A 20986-nucleotide genomic window follows, 5' to 3' on the forward strand; every position below is an offset into this window, starting at 1 on the left:
GCCCGTCCTTTTTGGACGGGCGGGACGCCCATCCCACAATAACAATTAAAATTGTAAGTTATTTAATTTGCGATCCTAAATAACTTTAATTGCTAGCGAGCTTTCAGTAGGTGCGTCAGCTATTTAAATGGTGAAGTAGGAGCGAAAAACTGAGAACTACTGACGCACCCTACTGTAATTTAATTAAAATTTAATTAATTAGGTTCTCGGCCCGAAGCACTGAGCCTCTCGCGGGCAAAGCTCTTCCAAATACTTAATTCTGGAAGTTTCCACGCCATACCTTCTTGTTGTTGGCTTGGGGCAGAGCAATTCAGGCATTTTTGCCAGCAAGAAAGAGCGGCTGTTGTATCCCCTTTTGCTTCGAGAACTTGTGCTAGCAAGCAGTGTGCTACAGTATAGAATTTATCTAATTCAATTGCTTTTTTTAGGTGAGTCTCGGCGTCACTGTAAAGTTGCAGTCCTAGATAAGCCCATCCCAGATTTTTGTGGAGCGTGACTTGCACCATTTTGTCATTAACTTGTGGCAAAATGGAGAGAATTAGTTCTACCGCTACGTCAAAATTTTCGCTGAGAATTTCCAATCGAGCTAAATTATTGACAGCAGCACCGGCAGCGCGACTGTTTTTATATTCTGCTGCTTTTTTGTAGTGCTGGCGAGCGTTGGACAAATCTTCGAGTTTTTCGTAGGTTGACCCTAAATTGTAGTTAGCTGCTGGCAGTTCTGGATTGTAGCGAAGGGTTTGTGTTAAATAACATTTTGCCGTCTGTAACTCACTCTCTAAGTATTTCTTGTAACCAATTTGATTCAGGTATTTAGCAATTAATTGATGGGTGACAAATCGCCTAGCCTGCGGGCTGACTGTCAGGCGTTCTTCCCTGGACTCGGTGAGGGCTTGCAGGAGCGATCGCTCAATTAGAATTTCTACAGCCAGTTTCAATTCTGATAAGTCTTCAGCAAATAGTAGACTGGATTGCAACTCGCTAAGGGTGGCGGGTTTATTGCTCGCCAAACAAGACAATACTTTTACTTCTAATTCATGAAAATCCTGAAATTGCTCTTGGAAATAATCTCGGACAATGCCCTCAATAACCGACGGAGTTTTTTTGACGAGTTGTGCTAAATTGCCCGCTAACATATCTTGAGCGTGAGTGACAGCTATTTTTAAAAGGAGGGGATTGCCGCCATATAGGTAAATGAGTTCTGATAGTAAATTACTCTCTGAAGTAGAAACTTGGGGGGTGGACAAAATGATTTCTTTGGCATCCTTTTCTGGTAACTCACTCAGTTCTAAAGCTCGAAAAGGTAAGGTTGTTTCGGCTAAATTATCGATTTCTATAGGGGGAGTCCAACTGATGAGAAGCAGGCAACTTTGGTGAGAGGTTTGTGCTATTTGTTGGAAGAGTTCCCGGTAAGTTTCGTAGCCGGGGCGGTAGTGTCCTGGTAGCTGTCCGCTTTCGAGGATAGTTTCGACTTCATCGAAGACTAATAAACAGCGGGTTAAACGCAAATATTCTATTAACTGGGAGATGAGTGAGTTGCTGGGTTTGGGAATGTCGATTTCTGAATGATGAGATAGGAATTGCAAGAGGTTGGGCAAGAGTTTTTCAAGGGGGCCAGAGGTGGCGAGATTTCGCCAGATTATGGTTTGAAATTCCCCTTGAATTTGTTGTAGAGTTTGGGTAGCTAATGCTGTTTTGCCAATCCCTCCCATGCCACAAATTGTCACTACTCGACAACGGTTTGTTACTATCCATTTTTTGAGAGTTTCTATTTCGGAATTACGGCCGTAGAAAGGTTCTTGAGCTGGGACTTCTCCCCAATCAATACGCGGTGAGAATTGAGGGTTAGTTGCGTCTTGGAAGCGGGTATTCTCTACGGTTGGATAAACTTCGCGGTCGCTTGTAGCATCGTGACGGTTAGTGGCAACTTGTTTCTGGTATTCAGTTACGAGAATTTGCTGGAGTTTTGCTAATTTTCCAGGCCCAGCACCTTGAACTTCAAATTTTTTATACACTTCTCCCAGGCGTTTTTGTAAGGCATCTTTGCGAACGCGAAGCTGGTCGGAAATATCAGACATGGATTCGCCTTTGATTGCTCTTGATAAGACTTCAAATTCGTTTTCGGAAATGCCAACTTTAGTGGCTAAAGTTATTAAAAAATCTTCGGGAAGTTTCATACTACGTTGAATACAGGTATTACAAAGCTGGCGGTTCTACTCAAAGATAGCTGGGAAAGGAGGGGGCGATCGCGCGAAATCAGCGAACACAGGAATTTTGGCAGTAGAAACAGAGGTTTCTGGGCTGTAACTTGATTATATGGGCTTTTTTCTCACTTATCACGCGATAAACGAGATAGACAACAGAAGAACTGAGGGGTGGGGCAAGCTAAGACTTCTGGGCTGTAACTTGATTATATGGGCTTTTTTCTCATTTAGAAGTAGGTAAAGGAGATAGACAACAGAATAATTGAGGGGCGATCGGCTGAAATTTGGAGCAGTTGCTCGATCGGGATACTTGATTGGTAGAGGTTTAGAGCTTGTTTAAGCTGCCATTAAAGGGGCTAGAGCGTTTTGCAATCGACTTTTGAGAGCGTCATCTCACTTAATGAGTTTTTTTTGAGCATTAGCTTGACAAACTAGAACTATAGTTGATACATTAATCTCAGTTAGGCGCGGTGGATGTTTCAGAAAGTCGGCGCAGCCGGAGAGCTTTCTGAGTTCAGCGAACCTGAATACAGTTTCCCCCTCAGCTTTGCATAATTTTTGGGTTTGACCCTGGTTAATCAGTGGAGGTCGAAACCAGATTTACCTGTGAAAACTGCTGGACTAAAACAACTGATGAGTATCGTTACTCGATTGGAGAGTAAAAGGCCATGTTTAGGTGCGTCAAGTTGATAACCGCTTTACCGACGATCGCGCTTCTGTCTGTTTTCAATCTGTTTCCGAGGGCGATCGCCCAAGAATATCCGGGGTGTTTTCAGTTGAATTCTGAAAGAAAACAGTATGAATCTCTCGATCGGCTTTGTCGATTTCCCAAACCACCTGAAAACCCGCGGAAGCCAGACCCTTTTAGGGTTCAGCTTGTGAATGGACTGGAGTTAACTGGATTAGCGATGGAAAATACAGGAACTCAGCGATTTCTTGTAGGGCGGTTGACCAACAAGCAAAGTAAGACGGCTAAAGTTCAGTCTATCAGCGTCCAATTTATCGATAAACGAGACGGAGCTGTAGTCGAATTTTTGACTGTTGGGCTTGGCGGTGTATTAACCCCCAATCAGGGTTATGAATTCAGGAGAATTATGGATAATGCTCTTCAACTAGGCGATCGTAGTAACAATGATTTGTCTATCAAGTTTTTGGAGTGGAAGGAGGTAAGAGACTAGAGACCAAACTTAAACACCTACCAAATACTTCAATAAATTAGTAAAAATTCATGAAATGAGTAAATAAATTTTTGGGCTTGTTTCATTGAAGGCTTTTGTTAAAGGGAAGTTAAGGCAAAAAAACAAAAATCTCTGATTTTTAATTCCTCTATATACAGACTAGGAGCGACATTATGGACGAGTTTGTTAGGAAAGCTGCTGGACTAGGATTGCCTGTAATTTTACTTATAATTGTGATGGCAACTACAGGTTTTGCAGGAGCGGCCGCGATTACGACGGCTTTGGCAATGTTAGGTGGGCCAGCAGGAATGTTCGGTGGCATTGCTTTGCTGGGCATCATCGGTTTAGCGACAGAAATGTTATCTAAGTACGGTCTTGAAGCGCTGTTAATTGGAATTTACAGGCAGCGCATTCAAAATGGAGAATCTCCTGCTGCAATTTGCAAAGAAATCCGCCAATTACCCATATCTGGAGATTTGAGGCGGAGACTTGGAGAAGAGTTTGGGTCTTAGTAAATATAAGATGAGCAATTTTATTTGTAAATTGCCCAAGATAGATCGCTGCTAATTGCTTAGAGAATCAAATAGGAGGAACAGATGGAGAGCGAATTGATTGGAGAGGTTAGATTACGCAACTGCCACCTCGTCTACCGTGAAGGCTCAAACTATCGAGTAGATGTGATTAAGGCTCAAAGACCTACAATCGTATTTACAAAAAACATTACTTGTGAAGTAGTGGAGTATTTGTACAATCAACTCAAGGGACATCAAGTTAATAAAGATGAAGCAGCAGATGTCTTAAAACCTGTTGCCAGAAAGTTAGATTTACCTTACAGCTATGGGCATCAGCTTTCCTATTATACGCAGGAGGTTTTAGTGGTACTTGTGGCGATAGGTAGAGCAAGTTTGAGTCAACAAATAGGTCGAGGTTGTTGTTATACAATTTTTCGGACGTGCTAAATCCTAAAAGGAGGCGATCTAATAGCTTTTCCGAACCGCCAATAGACAATAAATATGAAATCTAATCAACTCATCCAAATCAGCGGTACACCTGGTCAAATTGTGGGGATTGTCCCAGTTCAAAGTAATGGCACAATTACGGTTAAATTGGCCGGCGAAATGTTACAAATCAGCTCGGAATCTTTTTTTGGATTAGAAACAAAAGAGGTGTTTATTCCGATTGAGGATGTTAGAGCGATTGAAACAGGAGAGGGTTGTACTTGGTGGCTGTTTTGGGTAGGAATTCCGACTCTCAGTATTTTTATCGGTGTTGTCTTTATTATTCTTGCCTTCATTGTCAAACAGCGCTATCTCACTATTTACAGTAGTCGGGTTAATGTGATAGTATTTCACAGGAAGGGAGAAAAAGTGGCTCAGTTTAGAACTGGTGTTTTAGAGGCTCGCTATTCTAAGTCTCTGGCGATCGCTAAACCGCCAATGCCACCACCGCCATCGCGTCCTTTGAATATTTGATTCAAGAGAGTAGATATCATATCAAATCCGCGCTTGATCGTCGGGCGTAAAATCGAGTCAACATTCAACACTCAAGCATCATTGAGTTTTGCGATCCAGAGTTAACAGTTAACAGTCAACAGTCAACTATTATGAGGAGTGCAACCGGAATTGATCTCATAATCCAAATCTCCTGAGTTTATGGTGCTCAGCAAAATAAAAATGCTCGTGGTGCGGGCCCCATATCCCGGATGAGGAAGACGCTTATATAGCAATCCTTGCAGGAGTCATAAATTTTTTAACCCCACCCCAACCCTCCCCTTGGTAAGGGGAGAGAGTAAGAAATTCACACAGGATTTAGGATTGCTATACTATCATTTCTACCACAAATCCAGGAGAGCCAATCTTTTATAAGAAACCGGATTTTTTAGGGTAAGTCTTATTTAAATTAACAAAACTACGGCTGCTGTTGCTAGCAGTAGCAGAATTCCGGCTGCACCGGCTAGGGGTTTTGCTGCTATTCCTGTAATCCATTCTGGTACGGTAGAAGTAGGTTTAATTGCGCCTTCTGTATCTACGGTAGTTATACCCCAAATCCAAGCTGCGTGAATGCCGATCGCCAATCCTAGACTGCCATTGTCGGCGATGCGGGCTAGTGTTAAAACCATCCCCATCAGCCACAATCCGGGCAGTTGCGGTAGAGTTTCTTTGGCTGCCCAAATTAGGTGGGCGATCGCAAAAATGAAACTGGCGATCGCTGCTGCGATTAGCATTGAGTAATCTTCCTGGAGTATCGTTTGCAAGCAGCCGCGAAAGATTAACTCTTCTGTGGCGCTAATCCACAGTGCTAATAACAGAGTCAGCAGACTAGCAGGGGTAAAAATTAAAGTCCACAAATTAATTTTTTCGCCTGTTTCGGTGGAAGTTTCGCTTTTTTTTAGCTCTATCCAGCCTGCGGTTAATTGCAGGCCGAATAAAATTACTAAGCTGATTATTCCTAATCCTAATCCCCGCATTAATGACATCAAAGTTGCGGGTTGCCAATCCCAACCCCAGTTAACAAAAGATGTATTTTCGATCCAACTTGTCGCCCATAAAATGAAGGGGACAATCACGTAGAGGGAAGCTAGTAAAGGTAGTTTTTTGTTTCCCAAGGGTTGGGGCGGATGCCATTTAAGGGCGATCGCCAGCACAATCGCTGCGGGAAGCCACACAACCATCCAAGTCGAGAAAAAGAAGATTATTTTGACAATTGCTGGTATTGACGGCGACATCAATTGCAGGTTGTTTATACTATTCCACATTTAATAGGTTGCAACTATAATACTGTTGGCTGTTGACTGTTAACTGTTAACTAATGACTAATGACTAATGACTAATGACTACTGCCAACTGCCAACTGACTACTGCCAACTGCCAATTGACTACCGATCGAGCTTGCGCTGAATTTGCCTCAAAGATTGGTACATTTCCGGCAAGCGGTTGTAGACGGCTGCGGCTTTGAGAAATAGTTTGTGGGGAATTGCTGGAACACCCGTCACGATCGCACCTGCGGGCACGTCGCTGTGAATTCCGGCTTTAGCAGTGGCGATCGCCCCATCTCCGATTTTGGCTTGATTAGCAATTCCTACTTGACCTGCCAAAATTACATTGTTGCCAATTTTTACTCCGCCAGCCATGCCAACGTGAGCGGCAAACGCGCAATTTTTCCCGACTTGACAGCCATGACCTACCTGTACTAAATTGTCGATTTTTGTATTTTGGCCGATGCGGGTTTCTCCGACAGCGGGCCTATCGATCGTGCTGTTGCAGCCAACCTCAACGCCCTCTTCTAATACAGTGCAGCCAGACTGCTCCATTTTCACCCATCCTGTGGCTGTCGGCACGAACCCAAAACCTTCGGAACCGATCGCCGCACCGCTGTGAATCACGCAATTTGCCCCGATGCGAGTACGTTCGTGAATGACACAATTAGCGTGTAAAACAGTGCCTGCGCCTATTTCCGCATCTGGGTAAATTACAACATTTGGATGAATGCAAACGTTGCTGCCAATTTTGACTTTTGCTTGAATAACGACGTGGGGGCCGATATAGACATTTTCACCAATTTCTGCTGAGGGGTGAACGACGGCTGAGGGATGAATTTCGGATGCTGGGCGAAACGGTTGATAGAAAATGGCGATCGTTTCAGCAAATAACAATCGCGGATCTGCCGCGGCAATCCAAGCAATGTTGCGATCGTCACATTGAGCTTGGAGGCTTTCATCTAAGGGTAAAATTAAAGCCGAAGCATTTGTAGTGGCTGTATGAACGGCAAATTTAGCACCTTCTATATAACTGATTGTACCCGATGGAGCTTCATCAACTGGGGCAGGGCCAGTAATTTCCGGATCGGTAGCAACCGACGCTGTGAGGGTGCGACTGGTGGCTAAATTAAGTCTTCGTACTATGTAGCTAAACTTCATCTATAAAAATTTGTTGTTAGCACAGATGGATCATAGTTAAAATTACCAGCTTTGGAGCACGATCTGAGCAGTTGCCATTTAAAAAACAAAAACCCCGGTTTCTTGAAGAAGTCGGGGTTGTAGCGATCGATTATTTTTGGAAAAATTATTTTACAGAAACTGCATCTACGTCAACGGTGCTGCCTTTGGCTTCAGAATAAGGGGCACCGGTGGCTTCGGATGCTGAAGCTGTCTCTGTTTGGCGGGATTTAAAGTAGTCGATCGCCATTTGCGACACTTCGGAAATCAGCAAGACTGCAATTGCCACGTCGTCAATTTGTCCGATGACGGGGAGAAAGTCTGGGGCTATGTCGATCGGGCTTACCAGATATGCCAGGGTTCCCAGAATAATCCACCAGCGGTACTTGGGGTTGCGGAGGGTGTCGCGATACCAGTTGTAAACAGATTGTATAGAAAAGCTCATGGGGTTGTCCTCTACTTATATTTTCAATCTTGACAAATTCTCGCTCGAAATGCTTGTGGAGATATCCCCCCTAGGGTTGGCAAGAGACTTCTACCTGGGAGTATAGGGAATTGGGGCGGGAGAAGGTGTCAATCGATTTTAGATTTTAGATTTTAGATTTTAGATTTTAGAATTGAAGCATTGACTTGCGCGAGATAAATTCGGGGGCTCCTTTATCGGATACAGGTTTTTTATTTCTGGACGGATGAATGCGGGGGCTTGTATCCTGGATGCTTTCGGTCAAGCTGTGTGGGAAGGGCGGGGACTCGTGACAACGCCCCTACAGAAACCTGACTGATAAAAGCCGATGGAATTTATCTGTGTTTATCTGCTGTTTAAAAGCATCTTCATCTATTATATCATGTCCGATCGATCGCGCATAATACACAGGCCGGGGCGGGTTTTTGAGATTGTCGGTTTTTGGCAAATATTATTGGTGAACCCGCCCCTACAGCAATCATGGTAATCGACCGGACATGATATTAGTTGTATATCGTGATTAAAGCAAGTTACTCAAATTGGGATTTTTAACCGCAGATGTCAGCAGATAAACACAGATAAACACAGATAAACGCTGATGGGATTCATTTGTGTTTATCTGCTGTTTAAAAACATCTTCATCTCTCTCACTCACGAATTTTGAAATATCCATTTTTGGTCGCCGATCGCAATTTCGCAGCCATTTGGCAGCCAAAAAGGCTCGTTAGCAGCCAGCCTCTGCCCCCCTACAAAAGTGCCGTTGGAACTGCCGCTATCGACAAGCTGATACCGCTGTTTGCCAAGTTCGTCAGTGGCCCGGCGGATTTGAGCGTGATAGCGCGAACTTTGCGGATCTTGTAATACTAAAGTGTTGGTTGGTTCGCGTCCAATTGTAAAGGGATTGGCCGTTAGGGCGATCGCCTCTCCAGAAAGTTTGTAGATTAAATATGCGGTTGTTTTGCGATCGCTGCTTGCGAGTACCGTCGGTGCAAGTTGGGGAGGATTTCTCCCAGCAGGAAGGCTGTTTTGAGCAAGTTGTTCTGTCAGTTGTTGTAAATCGCGATCGAACCCTGCTGCTGTGTCGGAAGCTGGAAGACTCGCAGGAGAATTACCTGAAATTAAGTTTAACTGCTGTACGGGAGATTGAGGAACAATGGGCCGGCCTGCTTCGGCAATTCTCATTTGCAGGGCGGCGGCATTTTCTGCTTCCTGTCGGGCACTCATGCCCTCAACTTGGCGAATAACTCCGTTTGTTTCGGGAAAGCTGACATCGCCAATTCGCACGTCTTCTAAGTTAAAACCTAGAGTATAAAAATCTTGGACGCGATCGAGCAAATTTTGTCGCAGCAACAGCCGTCCTTGACTGATAAGCTGTTGTAGGGGTATTTGCCCGATCGCTAATCCCATACAATCCTTAACTGCACTTGCTAAAACAGCGAGAGGATCGGACAATTCCAAAGCTACTCGTTTCGGATCTATAACTTGATAAATAACAGTCAGAGTGGCATCAATTAAAAATCGATCCTTAGACAAAAAATCTCCGTGCGACTGAACCTCCAAGTTGCGGAGTTTGGTGTCTACGATGACAATTTGACACTGTTCTAGCAGGGGAAGGGCGAAGCTGAAATGCCGCCCGGATTTCAGGGTACGCACGGCGCGGCCGTTTTTGACCAACAAACCCGTGTAACCCGCCCCTATAAAGTCCATACTAAACCCGGCCCAGCGTTCTGGAGTCACGGTTTGAATCAGGGGAGAAGCGTTGTTCATGGGAGGGAGTTGAGGGAGGGGAGATTCTATTTTTAGGGTAACAAATTGCTGGGGGCGAGCGATCGGGCGGTGTGCCGGTTCCGCAACCTCTATTCTATACTTCTGGACTCCCCCCGATTCAGGCCGGACTGGATCTAGTTTGCATCTACTTGATGGTGAGGGCGATCGAAATACTGTCCGTAGGGTGCGTCAGATCCTTCAAACCTGTTGAAATCGAAAGAATTAATGTCTAAGGCATCCTACAATTTGGTTTAACGATGACTAAAGGTGAGTAATTTATTGGCTATACTTAAGGCATCATGCTAGGAGCGTAAGTCAGATGAACACGATCGCGATCGCCCTTTCAGATGAGCGCCTCCTGAAGTTACAAAAACTCGCCAACGACTTGAATGTATCGATAGAAGAGTTAGTTTTAATAGGCATCGAAAACTTACTCGCACAGCCAGAAAGTCTTTCACCCAATACTGCTCAAAATCTTCTCAATAAAAATGCTAAAATTCCCCCTGATATAGTTGACAAGTTTTATGCAATAGCTTCGGATTGGGAGAAAGATGTTGCTGGACTTTCTTCAACTGCCCAAATGTCTCAGCATTCTGTCTATCAGGAAATTATTAGTATGGGAATACAAATCGTGCCACTGTTGCTATCGGAACTGAAAAAAAATCCCCTTTACTGGTTATCGGCGTTGAGTGCAATTACGGGTGAAAATCCCTTTAAACCAGAACAAAAGGGAAGGGTAAAACAGATGGCATCAGTTTGGATAGATTGGGGGAGAAATCAAGGCTACGCGATTGAAGAGAATGTATAGAATACCAGAATTTGTTTGAACTTAAGTAGCCCAATTTGTATCGCACGGATTATCAAGTTACCAGCCCTAAATCTCAAGAATATAACTGCTTTGCATGGGCTGCTGAGGAAGACGATCGTTGGTGGCAACCGATACCGAGAAAGCAATTTTATTGGCCTGACGGTGTGCCGCAAGAGGAGACTCTAGAAGCGTATATTCAGGCTTATCAAACGCTGGGATGTGAAATTTGTAAGGGCGATCGCGACAAAATAGTAAAATAAGCTTAACAATTGAAAAGTGAAACTTAGGTTATGTTAAAGTGTAATCAACAAGACCGTTTTTGTACCCTAACGCACGGGAATCAGTGCCATGTCCATTTCCAAACCTGAAAAGCCACAGTATTTAAAACCGATTAATCCCCCCGATCGGCAAATGCGAGCGATCGCCTACAGTTTAGATACTTTAATTCCAGGGTTCTACATTTGGCTGGGTGCCATCAAAATTAGGATTGGGGGTAGCGAACCCGAAGAAAACTATCCGGGGACTATTCACAGTCCCATTGGCATTGCTTTAGTATTCCCTGGCTACCACATCTACAGCACTTATCAAGGTAGCTATGACCCTGCGAATAACTATTTAGGGTAAAGCGGAGTTAGGATGGCACCAAGAGATGCTCAAATAATTAAACATGATCGATGACGAATTACGACAACAAATTTCAGAAATAGCTAGTAAATTTAAGCTGTTTGAATGTAATGCTTGCGCTTTAAGCGTCCAAGAGTTTTTAATTACCAGGGGTATTTCGGGGAAAAAACTAAAAATTTACACTGGCAGTGCCAAGGGAAAATATGGTAATATTTACCATGATGACCTAGGACAAAATATTGCTACAAATGGACGGCATGAAGCTATTGCAGTTAAAATAAATGGGGAGGAACTAATTTTTGATAATATCCACAATGAAGGAATTCCTAAACAAGAGTGGTTGGGAAAATTTTATTGTTTGGCGATCGAGCTGGGCGGTAATTTTGAGATTGCGGAAATTGAATTTTAGCTGAAAGGAGATGAAACAATGTTAGATTTGTATGATTTGCTAGAAAAAATTAAGCAAAGATCGTCTTTATACTTGGGGAAGCGATCGCTCAGTCATCTCCATGTTTTTATAGACGGCTATACCTTTGCGCGCCGTCAACTTGGCATCCCTGTAACAGAACAAGAAACAAAGTTTGAGGAGTTTCAAGAATGGATAGAAAATCGATTTAACCAAGCAGATAGTCAATCTTGGAGTCGGATTATTCTTTTTTATTCTGAGGATGAAGCAGATGCACTGAAGCGCTTTTTTGATTTATTTGAAGAATTCTTGAATAGTGAACAGTTACCAAAAATTGATAAAACCAATAATTCCGAAATGTCTGATGAGTTGAGTGTTGTAGGTGTAAATGGTTGAGTCTCATATTGATAGGGATAGTAAAAGTGCGATCGCACTTTCGGACAATAAGGGCGATCGTACTTTCGGAAAAAGAAACAATTGCGCTACACTCAAAGCATTATGAGACAGCTTTGAGGTATTGCGTTACAGGCTTCAAATCGATATCATCGTTATCAGTCAGTATTTTGAATAGATGACGCGGGATGCCGGCTGCAATCAAAGCTTCTAGATCGCGATCGAGCTTTGAGAAGTCTTCATAGATACCCACAAACTGACTTACACAAGCTAAAGATGAATCTTTCGGGTCATTGACTCCCGTGTATTTGTACTGAATATCAAAACCTGCTTTTTCGCCAATTTCTTCGATATCCCAGTCTACAAGATTAATATCTATCGCTTCAACGGCTAGGGCAATATGACCGGGCGGTATGGGGTCAAGAGGCTCGCAGCACCAGCCCTCAGAATGATTCCATACACTTTGACCAAGAGATTCTCGAATTTTCATGTCTTTTCCCTCACTGAAAGTAGCAGCGAAACCAGGCTTTGCCTTCAGGGCGAACATCTGCAAGAGACCGTTCATATTCAGTTGCTAGCTGTTGGCATTTCTTTTTCGCTTCTTTTAGGTTATACGCTTGTACGGGTTCGTTGATGGGATTGCCAAGCTCTTCTTTTTCCCGTTCTGGATCTCTCACTCCTCCCCCTTTTTGCTGCTTTTGCTGGATGAGGGGGCTTGCTGAGCCTGGAACCACATCTCTATCGCCTCTTCCAGCCCTTCTCCTATATTTAGCTGCTTCAGAGTACACGCAGCTTTAAACTGAAGTCCTAGTTCTTTTCGGACATCTCCCGATAGCTGTATGTAATTTGGGTCGTGTCGCTTCGCTGGCACTTCTGTACTTTTTCCCATTTAGGCTTCCTGCAATTTTTATATTCTCACGATCGTACACCTGTTCTGCTGATATGTTATCATGTTAACAAGTTGAATATGTGCGCGAGTAAATAAAATAAGGGCGATCACTTTTGGGATAGGTGGATGGAAAAGATCGATCGTACTTTGGGATTCGGCATGAGAAAGGCGATCGAGCTTTGACAAGTCCTCATAAATGCCGGCTTGCCTGACTTACGCAAGCTAAACAGGCTTTTCATTCTCCTGTGAACTAAATGCAGAAAGCGATCGCCCATTGATAGAGTTTCAGTGCTACACTAAAATTACAGCATTGTTCGGTGGCAATTCCGTGATACCTGCACGAGGAAAATATATGGTAACTACGCTCGAAATTGACAAAACTCTCCTTCAAGAAGCCCTTGATTTGAGTAACCATCCAACACCTACTACATTAATAGAAGCAGCTTTACGCGAGTACATTCAACGTCGCAAACAACTAAAAGTAATGGAATTGTTTGGTACTATTGACTACGATGAAGATTATAACTACAAGCAACAGCGACAAACTTTATGAATGTTCTTGTTGATAGTTCCGTTTGGTCGTTGGCATTGCGGCGCAACACAACAAATGATGCGCTCTCTATTGTTAATGTACTGCGTGATTTGATTGCAGATGGACGAGTTGTTTTACTGGGGGCAATTCGTCAGGAGGTGCTTTCTGGGGTACGCTACAAGGAACAGTTTGCTCGATTGCGAGAGTATCTTCGTGCTTTTCCTGATTTAGAGCTAACAACTGAAGATTATGAGTTAGCCGCAGAGTTTTTCAATACCTGTCGCAGTAATGGCGTTCAGGGTTCAAATACTGATTTTCTGTTATGTGCCGTTGCTCATCGTCGCGGTTACAGCATTTTCACTACTGATAAAGATTTTGAGAATTTCCGATCGCACATTCCTGTCGTATTACTATCAGGGTGATTTCTCAGTTTATATCTTAACTTAGGAATGCCGATCGCACTTTGGGATTGGAGATGTCCGAGGGACGATCGCACTTTAGGAAAAAGAACAATTGCGCTACACCCAAGACATGATCAGACTGCTTTGAGCTATTGCGCTACAGGCTTCAAATCGATGTCATCGTTGGAAGTCAGTATTTTATATAAATGACAGGGGATGCCCGCTGCAATCAAAGTTTCCAGAGCGCGATCAAGCTTTGACCAGTCCTCATCAATGCCGACTTGGCTGGCTTACGCAAAATAGTTCTATAGGCTCTTACCTTGATCTTCTCGAATTTTCATGTATTTTCCCTCACTGAAAGTATCAGCGAAACATGGACTTGGGATCGGAGACGAGAGATCGCTATTTGAGAAAAAAGGGCGATCGCTCTTTGGGTTATTTCGGAAATAAGGGAGTGAGTGCAGCTCAATTTATCTTCGATGCACTATTTAGCTTATAATCTAATGATGAGCAATCGCTATATAACTTGATGTCATTAGTTCAAAATACTGAGTCTGGCCAATACTACGTCGGCAAAAGCGAAAAGATTCTGAGAAGTCCTGCCCTCAGCCAGCACTGTGGCAAGGTGCAGCTTATCATGACATCCCCACCTTTTCCACTTAACAGCAAAAAGAGCTACGGCAACATGATGGGTGATAAATACCTCCAGTGGTTTTCTAGTTTAGCTCCAATCTTTGCAGAAATGTTAGCCGATGATGGTTCTATTGTTATTGAACTCGGTAATAGCTGGGAGCCAGGACGTCCTGTCCAATCTCTGCTACCTTTGCAATCTCTATTAGGCTTCGTATCTCATAAGGAAACAGAACTTCGCCTTATTCAAGAGTTTGTCTGTTACAACCCGTCTCGACTTCCCTCACCAGCACACTGGGTCACAGTGAAACGAATTAGAACCGTAGATAGCTATACTCGCCTCTGGTGGATGGCCAAGAGTGATTCACCAAAAGCAGACAATTCTAAAGTTTTGCGTCCTTACAGCGAGCGGATGAAATATCTACTTTCTACAGGTAGATATAACGCCGGAAAAAGACCTTCTCAGCATAAGATCGGCGAAACAAGCTTTCTTAAGGACTGCGGAGGTTCCATCGCTCACAACTTATTTGAATTAGATCCGATGGATTCTGAACGGGAGGTTCGCCTACCTAAGAATGCTTTTTCCTTTTCAAACAGCATTTCTACTGATTTCCTTTCACGAACTTGTAAGGAAAGAGGCATTACTCCTCATCCTGCTCGAATGCCAATGGGTCTAGCTGCTTTTTTCATTGAATTTCTGACAGAACCAGGAGATTTAGTTCTAGATCCTTTTGCTGGAAGCAATACCACTGGATATATTGCCGCCAGACTAGATCGTAAATGGATAGCGATAGATGTAGAGGAAAAATATGTAGAACAGTCAAAAATTCGTTTTGAAGATCCTGCCCTTAAAAACAAACCTGAATAACACTATGAGTATCATCACAAAACTGACACAATCCAACTTTTTTAAACGTAAGCCAGACGGAAATTGGGAGACCGGAATCTTTGTTGGTCGCCCTTTTAGACTTAGCTATAGTAAAGCAGAAATTTTATTAGCTGACGCTTGGAAGCAAAACGCTAAAGGTATTCCTCAAGGCTGCTTTCTTCTTGCTTACTATGACAACGAACTGGATGACAATAATAATACTGAAGCTATTTTACTCCGAGTCATTCAGCCAGCTAAACTGCCAACCGATCAGGACGTTATTAGCAGTATGGTGGAGTATTACAAAGATGATATTAAAACAGGTACGAATAAACGCTCTCAGCTAGATACATTCACCCGTTACGAATTCTCTTTTAGTGGATTAGAATGTTCGGTTCTAGGCTCTTTTTACACTGATGAAAATAGGAGAACTCGTTTTGGGGCTGACTTAGAGAATTTCTATAGTGCCCATAATTATTCGGTGATTAAACCCTCATCTGATATCTTAAAAGCAATTGTCAACTATCGAGAAAACGGAACTGCTGGAGGATCTGGAGATATCAAGATTGGAAAAGTACGTTACAGTTCCAGTCGCCGATTTCAGCAAACTGAAGAAGAAATCCCTGTCTATGTTCAAGCTCCAGACTTTGCTGGAAAGAGAACTGCCCTTTTTGGTATGACTCGAACAGGTAAATCAAACACAGTTAAAAAGATTATCCAAGCCTGTGTTGAGATGAGCAATAATGCTCAACTGATACTAGACAAAAGCAAGGAAACTCCAGAAGAAGTTCTTAAACCTCTGACTGACGATAACAACCCCAAGTATCCAATGGGACAGCTAATCTTTGATATAAATGGTGAGTATGCTAACCCGAATCTACAGGATCGGGGAACTGCAATCTTTGATTTATACAAAGATCAGACGATTCGATACTCCACTGTACCCAAGCCGGGTTTCTTAGAAATGAAGGTAAACTTTTATCGGGAAATTGAAAACGGCTTCGAGCTGATAAAAGCCTACCCAAATATTGCAGATGATACATCTCGTTTTGTGACAAATTTCAAATCAGTAGAGCTGATCAAACCTGAAGACTATAATACTAACCACTCAGCTAAAGCGCGTTACGATCGCCAAGTTGCCGTCTATCTCTGTTGCCTATACCGGGCAGGTTTTGATCTGCCCGCCAACTTTCCTCCAATACGTTTCACTGCCAATCAAGATGTTCGTAACGCTGTTCAGGAAGCTGTTGACCCAAGTAGAGGAATAACCATTGAGAATGCTGCTAACTGGTGGACTAACTTTTGGGATATTTACGATGAAGATTCGAGTGGTGTTTTTACCAAATACAGACAGGAAAAAGGACATGAATGGGCTGATGAAGACCTCAAATCCTTATTAGTAATGCTTACTAGAAAAAGCAACTCTGGTAGAAATGCTAACTGTGCGGGATTCCGTATTCTCAATCCTATTCGTGAGCAACATACCAGCACGGTTCAAGATCCATTTGACCAAGATATTCTCAATAAACTGCGACAAGGACAGATTATCATCGTTGATCTTTCTCTTGGCAATCCTGAAATTCAGGCAATGTTCAGCGAGCGAATCTGTCAACGTATTTTTACTGATGCTATTAGCCGTTTTACTAACACCCAGCCCAATAACTTCATTCAGTTTTACTTTGAAGAAGCTCATAATCTCTTCCCCAAAAAAGATGATAAAGATTTGTCACAAATATATAACAGGCTAGCAAAGGAAGGAGCTAAACTAAACCTCGGTCTAATCTATGCAACTCAGGAGGTAAGCTCTATCAGTAGTAACATCCTCAAAGCTACTCAAAACTGGTTTATCTCTCATTTGAACAATGAAGATGAAATTAAGGAACTACGCAAATACTACGACTTTAGTGACTTCACTGAGAGTCTAATCCGCTTTAGCCAAGACACAGATAAGGGTTTTGTCCGCATGAAAACCTACAGTAACTCTTTTGTTATTCCAGTTCAGATCGATCGCTTCCCCCCTGAAAAATAACTTACCTGATACTAATCTCACACAATTATGGGATATCCAAGTAAAAACAATCGACGACCTTTTGAAGGTGCAAGTAAGGCTTCGCATCATCATATCATTAACGATGCAGAAGTACAAGCTGTAATGGATCGCCTTTATAAGCCTGAAAAAGATGATGATCTTCTGCTCACAGATTTTACTGTAGATTTTGACCCTTCTGAAAATAATCCTGTAGAGGCAATTATTGCTGTAGATGGCGGTTACAGTGAGGTTATTCTCGACAAGGGATTTCCTTCACGTACCATACACTTTCTACAGTTCGGTGCTCTCTTTTTTAAGCTGGACGATCTTGCTAAAATTGATGCAGCAGCCTTTATTGCACCAGAAGATATGGCCAAGCTGAGAAATATTGAACGATTAAAATTAGCTCTGCCAACCAGAAATCTTCGCTTTAAGGATGAAAATACTCTCCAAGGTACTGTTCTTAAAGCTATCTTTGAGTTTTTTAGCAAAAATAATTTAGGAGAAAGGCATAGCTTAATAGATACTCTAGCCTGGTTTATATTCCGTCGCTATAAGCAAGGACAGAAAACCGAAAAAGATAAGAGATGGAATTTGGCAACTAACCCGTTAAGTCAAGACGGAAATCAAGTTGTTTTGTCAGAGATAGATATGGACAAAAGTTATACATTTCCATGTCCCGAAACAGGAGGAAGAATTCATTTAACTGATATCTTTAGGCTTCATGAAGTGATTGAAGAGGAAACAGGAGCCGCTGGGATTTTAGGTTATTTGTTGAATGTTATCGAACATATAATTATCATTCATCTGATTCGTCAATTGTTGAATATTCAACCAGAAATGCTAAAGAAAGTCCTGTTCATCAAAGATGGATCGACTGGATTTTTTGGTCAAACAGCTCTACTACATGACCCGATGAATGATTTGGCTAATTGGCTTTTCGATAAGCACAATATTTTATTAGCTGGGTTAGAAAAAAGTGGTGCTTTTGTCGATCATGCCCAAGAAATTCAGAGCAAGTTAGAGCCGGGACAAGCACTTATTCTAACTGACGATTACATCTATCGATACATTTTGCCAGGTACAGGAGATCCTAGCCGAGCTTATGCTTCTACAAGCAACTACGGACATAAAGTCATTTTTAAGACAAGAGGAGGACAAATGTATGTTGTTTCGATGCCTGTGCGGGAACTGAAGAAAACACCGATCGCTGCTGATTTGCCCAACTTGCAGGTAATATTGAAAAACGTCGAAGCTCTACACTGCGATATGTATGATTCAGCTCTTTTCCCTGTAGCTCTTGTCAACAAACTGGTTAGTCTTTCGGATCACCCCAGTCAGCGAATTCTTCAGAAGTTCGCCAATCAGACTGTTAACAAGTAAATCTAGTACGAAATGGAAACTAAATATGGATGGACACCCAAGAGGATAGAAAAACTTAAGGGTGACATCTTGAAAGCCGATCGCGCGCACGAACAGGATGATGACAATGCGTAAATACATTGTTTTTAGATCCGAAGGGCGGCGACAGGGAAGCCTACGAACGTTAGCTAGAATCTCAAAAAGACCCGCAAGCTGCTGAGGTATAGCGAGGTAAATTTAAGGGCGATCGCTATTCCATAGACTTGCGAAAATCAAGCTTAGGGCGATCGCCTACAATAGAATCAACACCCCTCATCTCAAACACCATGCAAATTGTTTTGCCACCTGAAGCCGAAGTCCTCATACAGCGCCAACTCACCAGCGGCAAATACAACAGCGCGATCGACGTTATCCTTGCAGCCATTCAACTACTCGAACAACAGCAAGACATTTATCAAGGACGACTGCAAGAACTCCAACGAGACGCACAGATTGGCCAGCAAGCATCCCAACGCGGTGAAGTCGTAGACGGTGCAGCCGCAATGGCACAAATTCGAGCTAATTTGCGATCGCGCTACAGTTCAAAAGAAACATGAGTCCAAAATTTCGCCTCACCCAACCCGCAATTCAAGACATTGAGCAAATTGCAGACTACATCGCTAGTCGATCAGGACTCGATCGAGCAGATCGCTTTTTAAGCAATCTTGACGCTAAATTCGCCAAAATTGCTCAATTTCCCAATATTGGACGACAAAGAGACGAAATTTTACCCTTGCTTCGCAGTCTCTCCATAGACAACTATCTCATCCTCTATATGCCGATCGGACAAGATGTAGAAATCTTTCGAGTTGTCAGTGGTTATCGAGATTTATCCGCCCTCTTCGCCGATGCTGATGATTGAATTTAACTAAACAACGATCGCCCTTTCATTCACCTGACCAAAAAAGCCGCACACTCAACATGAGAAGTCTGAGGAAAGAAATCCGCCGGCTGCACTCGCGCTAACTTATAATCCCCATTTTCGCACAAAATCTTCAGGTCGCGAGCCAAAGTAGCCGGCTTGCAGCTAACATAAACAATACGATTTGGTTTAATTTCCTTGATAGCTTCCAAAACCGCGCGATCGCACCCTTTCCTCGGCGGATCTAGCAGCACAATATCCGGTGTCAATCCCAAGGAAGGCAGCAAACTCTCTACAGTTCCCACCTGAAAATCGACATTTCTCACGTCATTTAACTCAGCATTTAATTTGGCTTGTTCGATCGCCGCCGGTTGCACTTCTAAACCTATCGCTATTTTTACTTGTTTTGCCAAGGGTAAAGTAAAAGTACCAATTCCGCAGTAAGCGTCAATCAAAACCTCATTTCCCTGCAAATTCAATTCCCCTACCATCACCTCTAACAGCGCTTCAGCAGCCTCTGTATTTACCTGGAAAAAAGTATCGGCTCTGAGCTGAAAATTCATCCCAGCAAATCTTTCTCGCAGATAAGAACGACCCGCAATGCAGCGAGTTTCTGCACCAAAAATCACATTAGTTTGATCGGGATTTATATTCAAACAAACCCCTACCAGTTGAGGATATTGTTTCAGCCACTCGGATGCTTGCACTTCGAGTCCCGGCAACTCTCCAGTGCGAACTATTAAAGTTAGCAGCATCTCGCCGGTGCGCCGTCCAATCCGCAAGGATAAGTGACGCAATTCTCCTGTATGTTTCTTTTCGTCGTAGACTTGCCAATCCCGCCAGTGGATGTCTTCTTTGACTTCTTTTAACAAAGGATTGAGGCGCGGATCTTGCACCGGACACTGATTGAGATTGACTAATTTGTGGGTGCTTTTTTGATAGTAACCTGCTTGGACTTGACCTGTTGCAGATATTGCCACGGGATAAGTCGCTTTGTTGCGGTATCCCAAAAATTGAGGAAATCCCTCGATTTTTCCAGTTAAAATTTCATCAACTTGCAGATTGCTAAACCCGCCAATCCGTTCTAAGGCTTGAATGATTTGATTTTGCTTAGCTGCAAGCTGATATTGATAGTCTACGTGCTGCCACTGACAGCCGCCGCACTTGTCGGCGACAATGCAGTTAGCTCGGATGCGGTGTTCGGAGGTTTCGAGAAGTGTGTCCAGCTTGCCTGTAGCATAGGTGGATTTGACTTGGACGAGGCGCACAAGGACTCGATCGCCCGTCACGGTATCGGGCACAAACACTACTAACTCACCAAAACGACCAACTCCGTCGCCGGTGTCTGTCAAGTCGGTAATCTCTATCTCAATCAGTTGACCTTGCTGGCAAGGGTTTGCCAATTTCGTCGAGTTTGGGGTGGGGAATTTAGATTTGGTCACAAGTAGTCGTGGTAGGATTTAATATGGTAATGCAATATCGCTCTCTCTTTCCTGAGATAAGTCGTAGCGAAGAAGCGGGGCGTAAGCCGTCGCACTCAAGCTCAATTGCAGGCTGTCTTCCTGCTGCTGAACGTCTTGCTGCTAAAGCCAAGCTT

At 43.2% G+C, this 20986-nt stretch carries 25 protein-coding genes; 16 read left to right on the top strand and 9 right to left on the bottom strand.

The genetic code is table 11. From position 1 onward, the window contains the following. Nucleotides 1–194 precede the first annotated feature (194 nt). Nucleotides 195–2177, bottom strand: a complete 1983-nt coding sequence (locus QUB51_RS26285; protein ID WP_333263893.1) for an NB-ARC domain-containing protein — start codon at nucleotides 2175–2177, stop codon at nucleotides 195–197. A gap of 695 nt (nucleotides 2178–2872) precedes the next feature. Between QUB51_RS26285 and QUB51_RS26290 the strand changes: the two genes are divergently transcribed. The 4 genes from QUB51_RS26290 (at nucleotide 2873) to QUB51_RS26305 (ending at nucleotide 4854) form a co-directional block, all read left to right on the top strand. After that, nucleotides 2873–3382: a hypothetical protein gene (locus QUB51_RS26290; RefSeq protein ID WP_333052369.1), complete on the top strand. Its 510-nt coding sequence runs from the start codon at nucleotides 2873–2875 to the stop codon at nucleotides 3380–3382. A 173-nt stretch (nucleotides 3383–3555) separates the two neighbouring features. Then, nucleotides 3556–3894 carry a hypothetical protein gene (locus QUB51_RS26295; protein ID WP_333233226.1) on the top strand — a complete coding sequence of 113 codons (339 nt, stop codon included), beginning with the start codon at nucleotides 3556–3558 and terminating at the stop codon, nucleotides 3892–3894. 84 nt (nucleotides 3895–3978) lie between these two features. After that, the gene (locus QUB51_RS26300) at nucleotides 3979–4341 is read left to right on the top strand and encodes a hypothetical protein (RefSeq protein ID WP_333052366.1); all 363 of its coding nucleotides are present in this window, start codon (nucleotides 3979–3981) and stop codon (nucleotides 4339–4341) included. A 54-nt stretch (nucleotides 4342–4395) separates the two neighbouring features. Beyond that, on the top strand, nucleotides 4396–4854 hold the full coding sequence (locus tag QUB51_RS26305) for a hypothetical protein (protein ID WP_333052364.1): 459 nt from the start codon (nucleotides 4396–4398) through the stop codon (nucleotides 4852–4854). Between the two features lie 422 nt (nucleotides 4855–5276). Here QUB51_RS26305 and QUB51_RS26310 read toward each other — a convergent pair whose 3' ends face one another. The 4 genes from QUB51_RS26310 to QUB51_RS26325 form a co-directional block, all read right to left on the bottom strand. Then, a complete protein-coding gene (locus QUB51_RS26310) occupies nucleotides 5277–6137 on the bottom strand; it encodes a CPBP family glutamic-type intramembrane protease (protein WP_333263897.1) in 861 nt (286 codons plus the stop codon). Nucleotides 6138–6257: 120 nt separating this feature from the next. Beyond that, entirely contained in the window at nucleotides 6258–7298 is a 1041-nt protein-coding gene (gene lpxD, locus QUB51_RS26315; RefSeq protein WP_333052358.1) for a UDP-3-O-(3-hydroxymyristoyl)glucosamine N-acyltransferase, read from the bottom strand. 145 nt (nucleotides 7299–7443) lie between these two features. Then, complete coding sequence (locus tag QUB51_RS26320; RefSeq protein WP_333052356.1) at nucleotides 7444–7761, bottom strand: YkvA family protein; 318 nt, start codon at nucleotides 7759–7761, stop codon at nucleotides 7444–7446. 669 nt (nucleotides 7762–8430) lie between these two features. Beyond that, on the bottom strand, nucleotides 8431–9546 hold the full coding sequence (locus tag QUB51_RS26325) for an SPFH domain-containing protein (protein ID WP_333263900.1): 1116 nt from the start codon (nucleotides 9544–9546) through the stop codon (nucleotides 8431–8433). 319 nt (nucleotides 9547–9865) lie between these two features. Between QUB51_RS26325 and QUB51_RS26330 the strand changes: the two genes are divergently transcribed. The 5 genes from QUB51_RS26330 to QUB51_RS26350 all read left to right on the top strand — a co-directional run bounded on the left by QUB51_RS26330 (nucleotide 9866) and on the right by QUB51_RS26350 (nucleotide 11780). Next, nucleotides 9866–10354: a hypothetical protein gene (locus tag QUB51_RS26330; protein WP_333263903.1), complete on the top strand. Its 489-nt coding sequence runs from the start codon at nucleotides 9866–9868 to the stop codon at nucleotides 10352–10354. 35 nt (nucleotides 10355–10389) lie between these two features. Continuing rightward, nucleotides 10390–10614, top strand: coding sequence for a DUF7689 domain-containing protein (locus QUB51_RS26335; protein ID WP_333263906.1), 225 nt, complete (start codon nucleotides 10390–10392; stop codon nucleotides 10612–10614). 88 nt (nucleotides 10615–10702) lie between these two features. Beyond that, a complete protein-coding gene (locus QUB51_RS26340; protein WP_333263908.1) occupies nucleotides 10703–10978 on the top strand; it encodes a hypothetical protein in 276 nt (91 codons plus the stop codon). A gap of 43 nt (nucleotides 10979–11021) precedes the next feature. Then, nucleotides 11022–11387, top strand: coding sequence for a papain fold toxin domain-containing protein (locus tag QUB51_RS26345; protein WP_333263911.1), 366 nt, complete (start codon nucleotides 11022–11024; stop codon nucleotides 11385–11387). An 18-nt stretch (nucleotides 11388–11405) separates the two neighbouring features. Next, on the top strand, nucleotides 11406–11780 hold the full coding sequence (locus QUB51_RS26350; RefSeq protein WP_333263914.1) for a hypothetical protein: 375 nt from the start codon (nucleotides 11406–11408) through the stop codon (nucleotides 11778–11780). Nucleotides 11781–11880: 100 nt separating this feature from the next. Here the strand turns inward: QUB51_RS26350 and QUB51_RS26355 are convergent, their stop codons facing one another. The 3 genes from QUB51_RS26355 to QUB51_RS26365 are packed head-to-tail and all read right to left on the bottom strand — an operon-like array spanning nucleotide 11881 to nucleotide 12666. Beyond that, entirely contained in the window at nucleotides 11881–12267 is a 387-nt protein-coding gene (locus tag QUB51_RS26355; protein ID WP_333263917.1) for a hypothetical protein, read from the bottom strand. Nucleotides 12268–12277: 10 nt separating this feature from the next. Then, nucleotides 12278–12454 carry a hypothetical protein gene (locus QUB51_RS26360; RefSeq protein WP_190738037.1) on the bottom strand — a complete coding sequence of 59 codons (177 nt, stop codon included), beginning with the start codon at nucleotides 12452–12454 and terminating at the stop codon, nucleotides 12278–12280. Continuing rightward, nucleotides 12451–12666: a hypothetical protein gene (locus QUB51_RS26365; protein WP_333231373.1), complete on the bottom strand. Its 216-nt coding sequence runs from the start codon at nucleotides 12664–12666 to the stop codon at nucleotides 12451–12453. Before QUB51_RS26365 ends, QUB51_RS26360 begins: the two co-directional genes overlap by 4 nt. 352 nt (nucleotides 12667–13018) lie before the next feature. Between QUB51_RS26365 and QUB51_RS26370 the strand changes: the two genes are divergently transcribed. From QUB51_RS26370 to QUB51_RS26400, 7 genes are all read left to right on the top strand, one after another. After that, nucleotides 13019–13219 (top strand): type II toxin-antitoxin system VapB family antitoxin, encoded by a 201-nt coding sequence (locus QUB51_RS26370; RefSeq protein WP_333033791.1) that lies wholly within the window; start codon nucleotides 13019–13021, stop codon nucleotides 13217–13219. Further along, the gene (gene vapC, locus QUB51_RS26375; RefSeq protein WP_333263920.1) at nucleotides 13216–13620 is read left to right on the top strand and encodes a type II toxin-antitoxin system VapC family toxin; all 405 of its coding nucleotides are present in this window, start codon (nucleotides 13216–13218) and stop codon (nucleotides 13618–13620) included. The genes QUB51_RS26370 and vapC overlap by 4 nt, the downstream gene beginning before the upstream one ends. A 508-nt stretch (nucleotides 13621–14128) precedes the next feature. After that, nucleotides 14129–15097: a site-specific DNA-methyltransferase gene (locus QUB51_RS26380; protein WP_333263923.1), complete on the top strand. Its 969-nt coding sequence runs from the start codon at nucleotides 14129–14131 to the stop codon at nucleotides 15095–15097. Between the two features lie 4 nt (nucleotides 15098–15101). Beyond that, nucleotides 15102–17126 (top strand): helicase HerA domain-containing protein, encoded by a 2025-nt coding sequence (locus QUB51_RS26385; RefSeq protein ID WP_333263926.1) that lies wholly within the window; start codon nucleotides 15102–15104, stop codon nucleotides 17124–17126. A gap of 27 nt (nucleotides 17127–17153) precedes the next feature. Continuing rightward, on the top strand, nucleotides 17154–18509 hold the full coding sequence (locus QUB51_RS26390; RefSeq protein ID WP_333263929.1) for a hypothetical protein: 1356 nt from the start codon (nucleotides 17154–17156) through the stop codon (nucleotides 18507–18509). A 305-nt stretch (nucleotides 18510–18814) separates the two neighbouring features. Beyond that, a complete protein-coding gene (locus QUB51_RS26395; protein WP_333298355.1) occupies nucleotides 18815–19084 on the top strand; it encodes a type II toxin-antitoxin system ParD family antitoxin in 270 nt (89 codons plus the stop codon). Beyond that, entirely contained in the window at nucleotides 19081–19389 is a 309-nt protein-coding gene (locus QUB51_RS26400) for a type II toxin-antitoxin system RelE/ParE family toxin (protein ID WP_333263935.1), read from the top strand. The genes QUB51_RS26395 and QUB51_RS26400 overlap by 4 nt, the downstream gene beginning before the upstream one ends. A 29-nt stretch (nucleotides 19390–19418) precedes the next feature. Here QUB51_RS26400 and rlmD read toward each other — a convergent pair whose 3' ends face one another. Next, entirely contained in the window at nucleotides 19419–20831 is a 1413-nt protein-coding gene (gene rlmD, locus QUB51_RS26405; protein ID WP_333212439.1) for a 23S rRNA (uracil(1939)-C(5))-methyltransferase RlmD, read from the bottom strand. Nucleotides 20832–20986 lie beyond the last annotated feature (155 nt).

It is taken from the genome of Microcoleus sp. AT8-A3 (genome assembly GCF_036705675.1).
Classification (GTDB): domain Bacteria; phylum Cyanobacteriota; class Cyanobacteriia; order Cyanobacteriales; family Microcoleaceae; genus Microcoleus.

Coding starts and splice junctions, on each gene's coding strand:
- QUB51_RS26400 (WP_333263935.1), top strand. CDS start 19,081: ATGAGTCCAAAATTTCGCCTCACCCAACCCGCAATTCAAGACATTGAG.
- QUB51_RS26355 (WP_333263917.1), bottom strand. CDS start 12,267: ATGAAAATTCGAGAATCTCTTGGTCAAAGTGTATGGAATCATTCTGAG.
- QUB51_RS26395 (WP_333298355.1), top strand. CDS start 18,815: ATGCAAATTGTTTTGCCACCTGAAGCCGAAGTCCTCATACAGCGCCAA.
- QUB51_RS26365 (WP_333231373.1), bottom strand. CDS start 12,666: ATGGGAAAAAGTACAGAAGTGCCAGCGAAGCGACACGACCCAAATTAC.
- QUB51_RS26345 (WP_333263911.1), top strand. CDS start 11,022: ATGATCGATGACGAATTACGACAACAAATTTCAGAAATAGCTAGTAAA.
- QUB51_RS26305 (WP_333052364.1), top strand. CDS start 4,396: ATGAAATCTAATCAACTCATCCAAATCAGCGGTACACCTGGTCAAATT.
- QUB51_RS26290 (WP_333052369.1), top strand. CDS start 2,873: ATGTTTAGGTGCGTCAAGTTGATAACCGCTTTACCGACGATCGCGCTT.
- QUB51_RS26380 (WP_333263923.1), top strand. CDS start 14,129: ATGTCATTAGTTCAAAATACTGAGTCTGGCCAATACTACGTCGGCAAA.
- QUB51_RS26340 (WP_333263908.1), top strand. CDS start 10,703: ATGTCCATTTCCAAACCTGAAAAGCCACAGTATTTAAAACCGATTAAT.
- QUB51_RS26310 (WP_333263897.1), bottom strand. CDS start 6,137: ATGTGGAATAGTATAAACAACCTGCAATTGATGTCGCCGTCAATACCA.
- QUB51_RS26390 (WP_333263929.1), top strand. CDS start 17,154: ATGGGATATCCAAGTAAAAACAATCGACGACCTTTTGAAGGTGCAAGT.
- QUB51_RS26295 (WP_333233226.1), top strand. CDS start 3,556: ATGGACGAGTTTGTTAGGAAAGCTGCTGGACTAGGATTGCCTGTAATT.
- vapC (WP_333263920.1), top strand. CDS start 13,216: ATGAATGTTCTTGTTGATAGTTCCGTTTGGTCGTTGGCATTGCGGCGC.
- QUB51_RS26370 (WP_333033791.1), top strand. CDS start 13,019: ATGGTAACTACGCTCGAAATTGACAAAACTCTCCTTCAAGAAGCCCTT.
- QUB51_RS26320 (WP_333052356.1), bottom strand. CDS start 7,761: ATGAGCTTTTCTATACAATCTGTTTACAACTGGTATCGCGACACCCTC.
- lpxD (WP_333052358.1), bottom strand. CDS start 7,298: ATGAAGTTTAGCTACATAGTACGAAGACTTAATTTAGCCACCAGTCGC.
- QUB51_RS26325 (WP_333263900.1), bottom strand. CDS start 9,546: ATGAACAACGCTTCTCCCCTGATTCAAACCGTGACTCCAGAACGCTGG.
- QUB51_RS26350 (WP_333263914.1), top strand. CDS start 11,406: ATGTTAGATTTGTATGATTTGCTAGAAAAAATTAAGCAAAGATCGTCT.
- QUB51_RS26300 (WP_333052366.1), top strand. CDS start 3,979: ATGGAGAGCGAATTGATTGGAGAGGTTAGATTACGCAACTGCCACCTC.
- QUB51_RS26285 (WP_333263893.1), bottom strand. CDS start 2,177: ATGAAACTTCCCGAAGATTTTTTAATAACTTTAGCCACTAAAGTTGGC.
- QUB51_RS26385 (WP_333263926.1), top strand. CDS start 15,102: ATGAGTATCATCACAAAACTGACACAATCCAACTTTTTTAAACGTAAG.
- QUB51_RS26330 (WP_333263903.1), top strand. CDS start 9,866: ATGAACACGATCGCGATCGCCCTTTCAGATGAGCGCCTCCTGAAGTTA.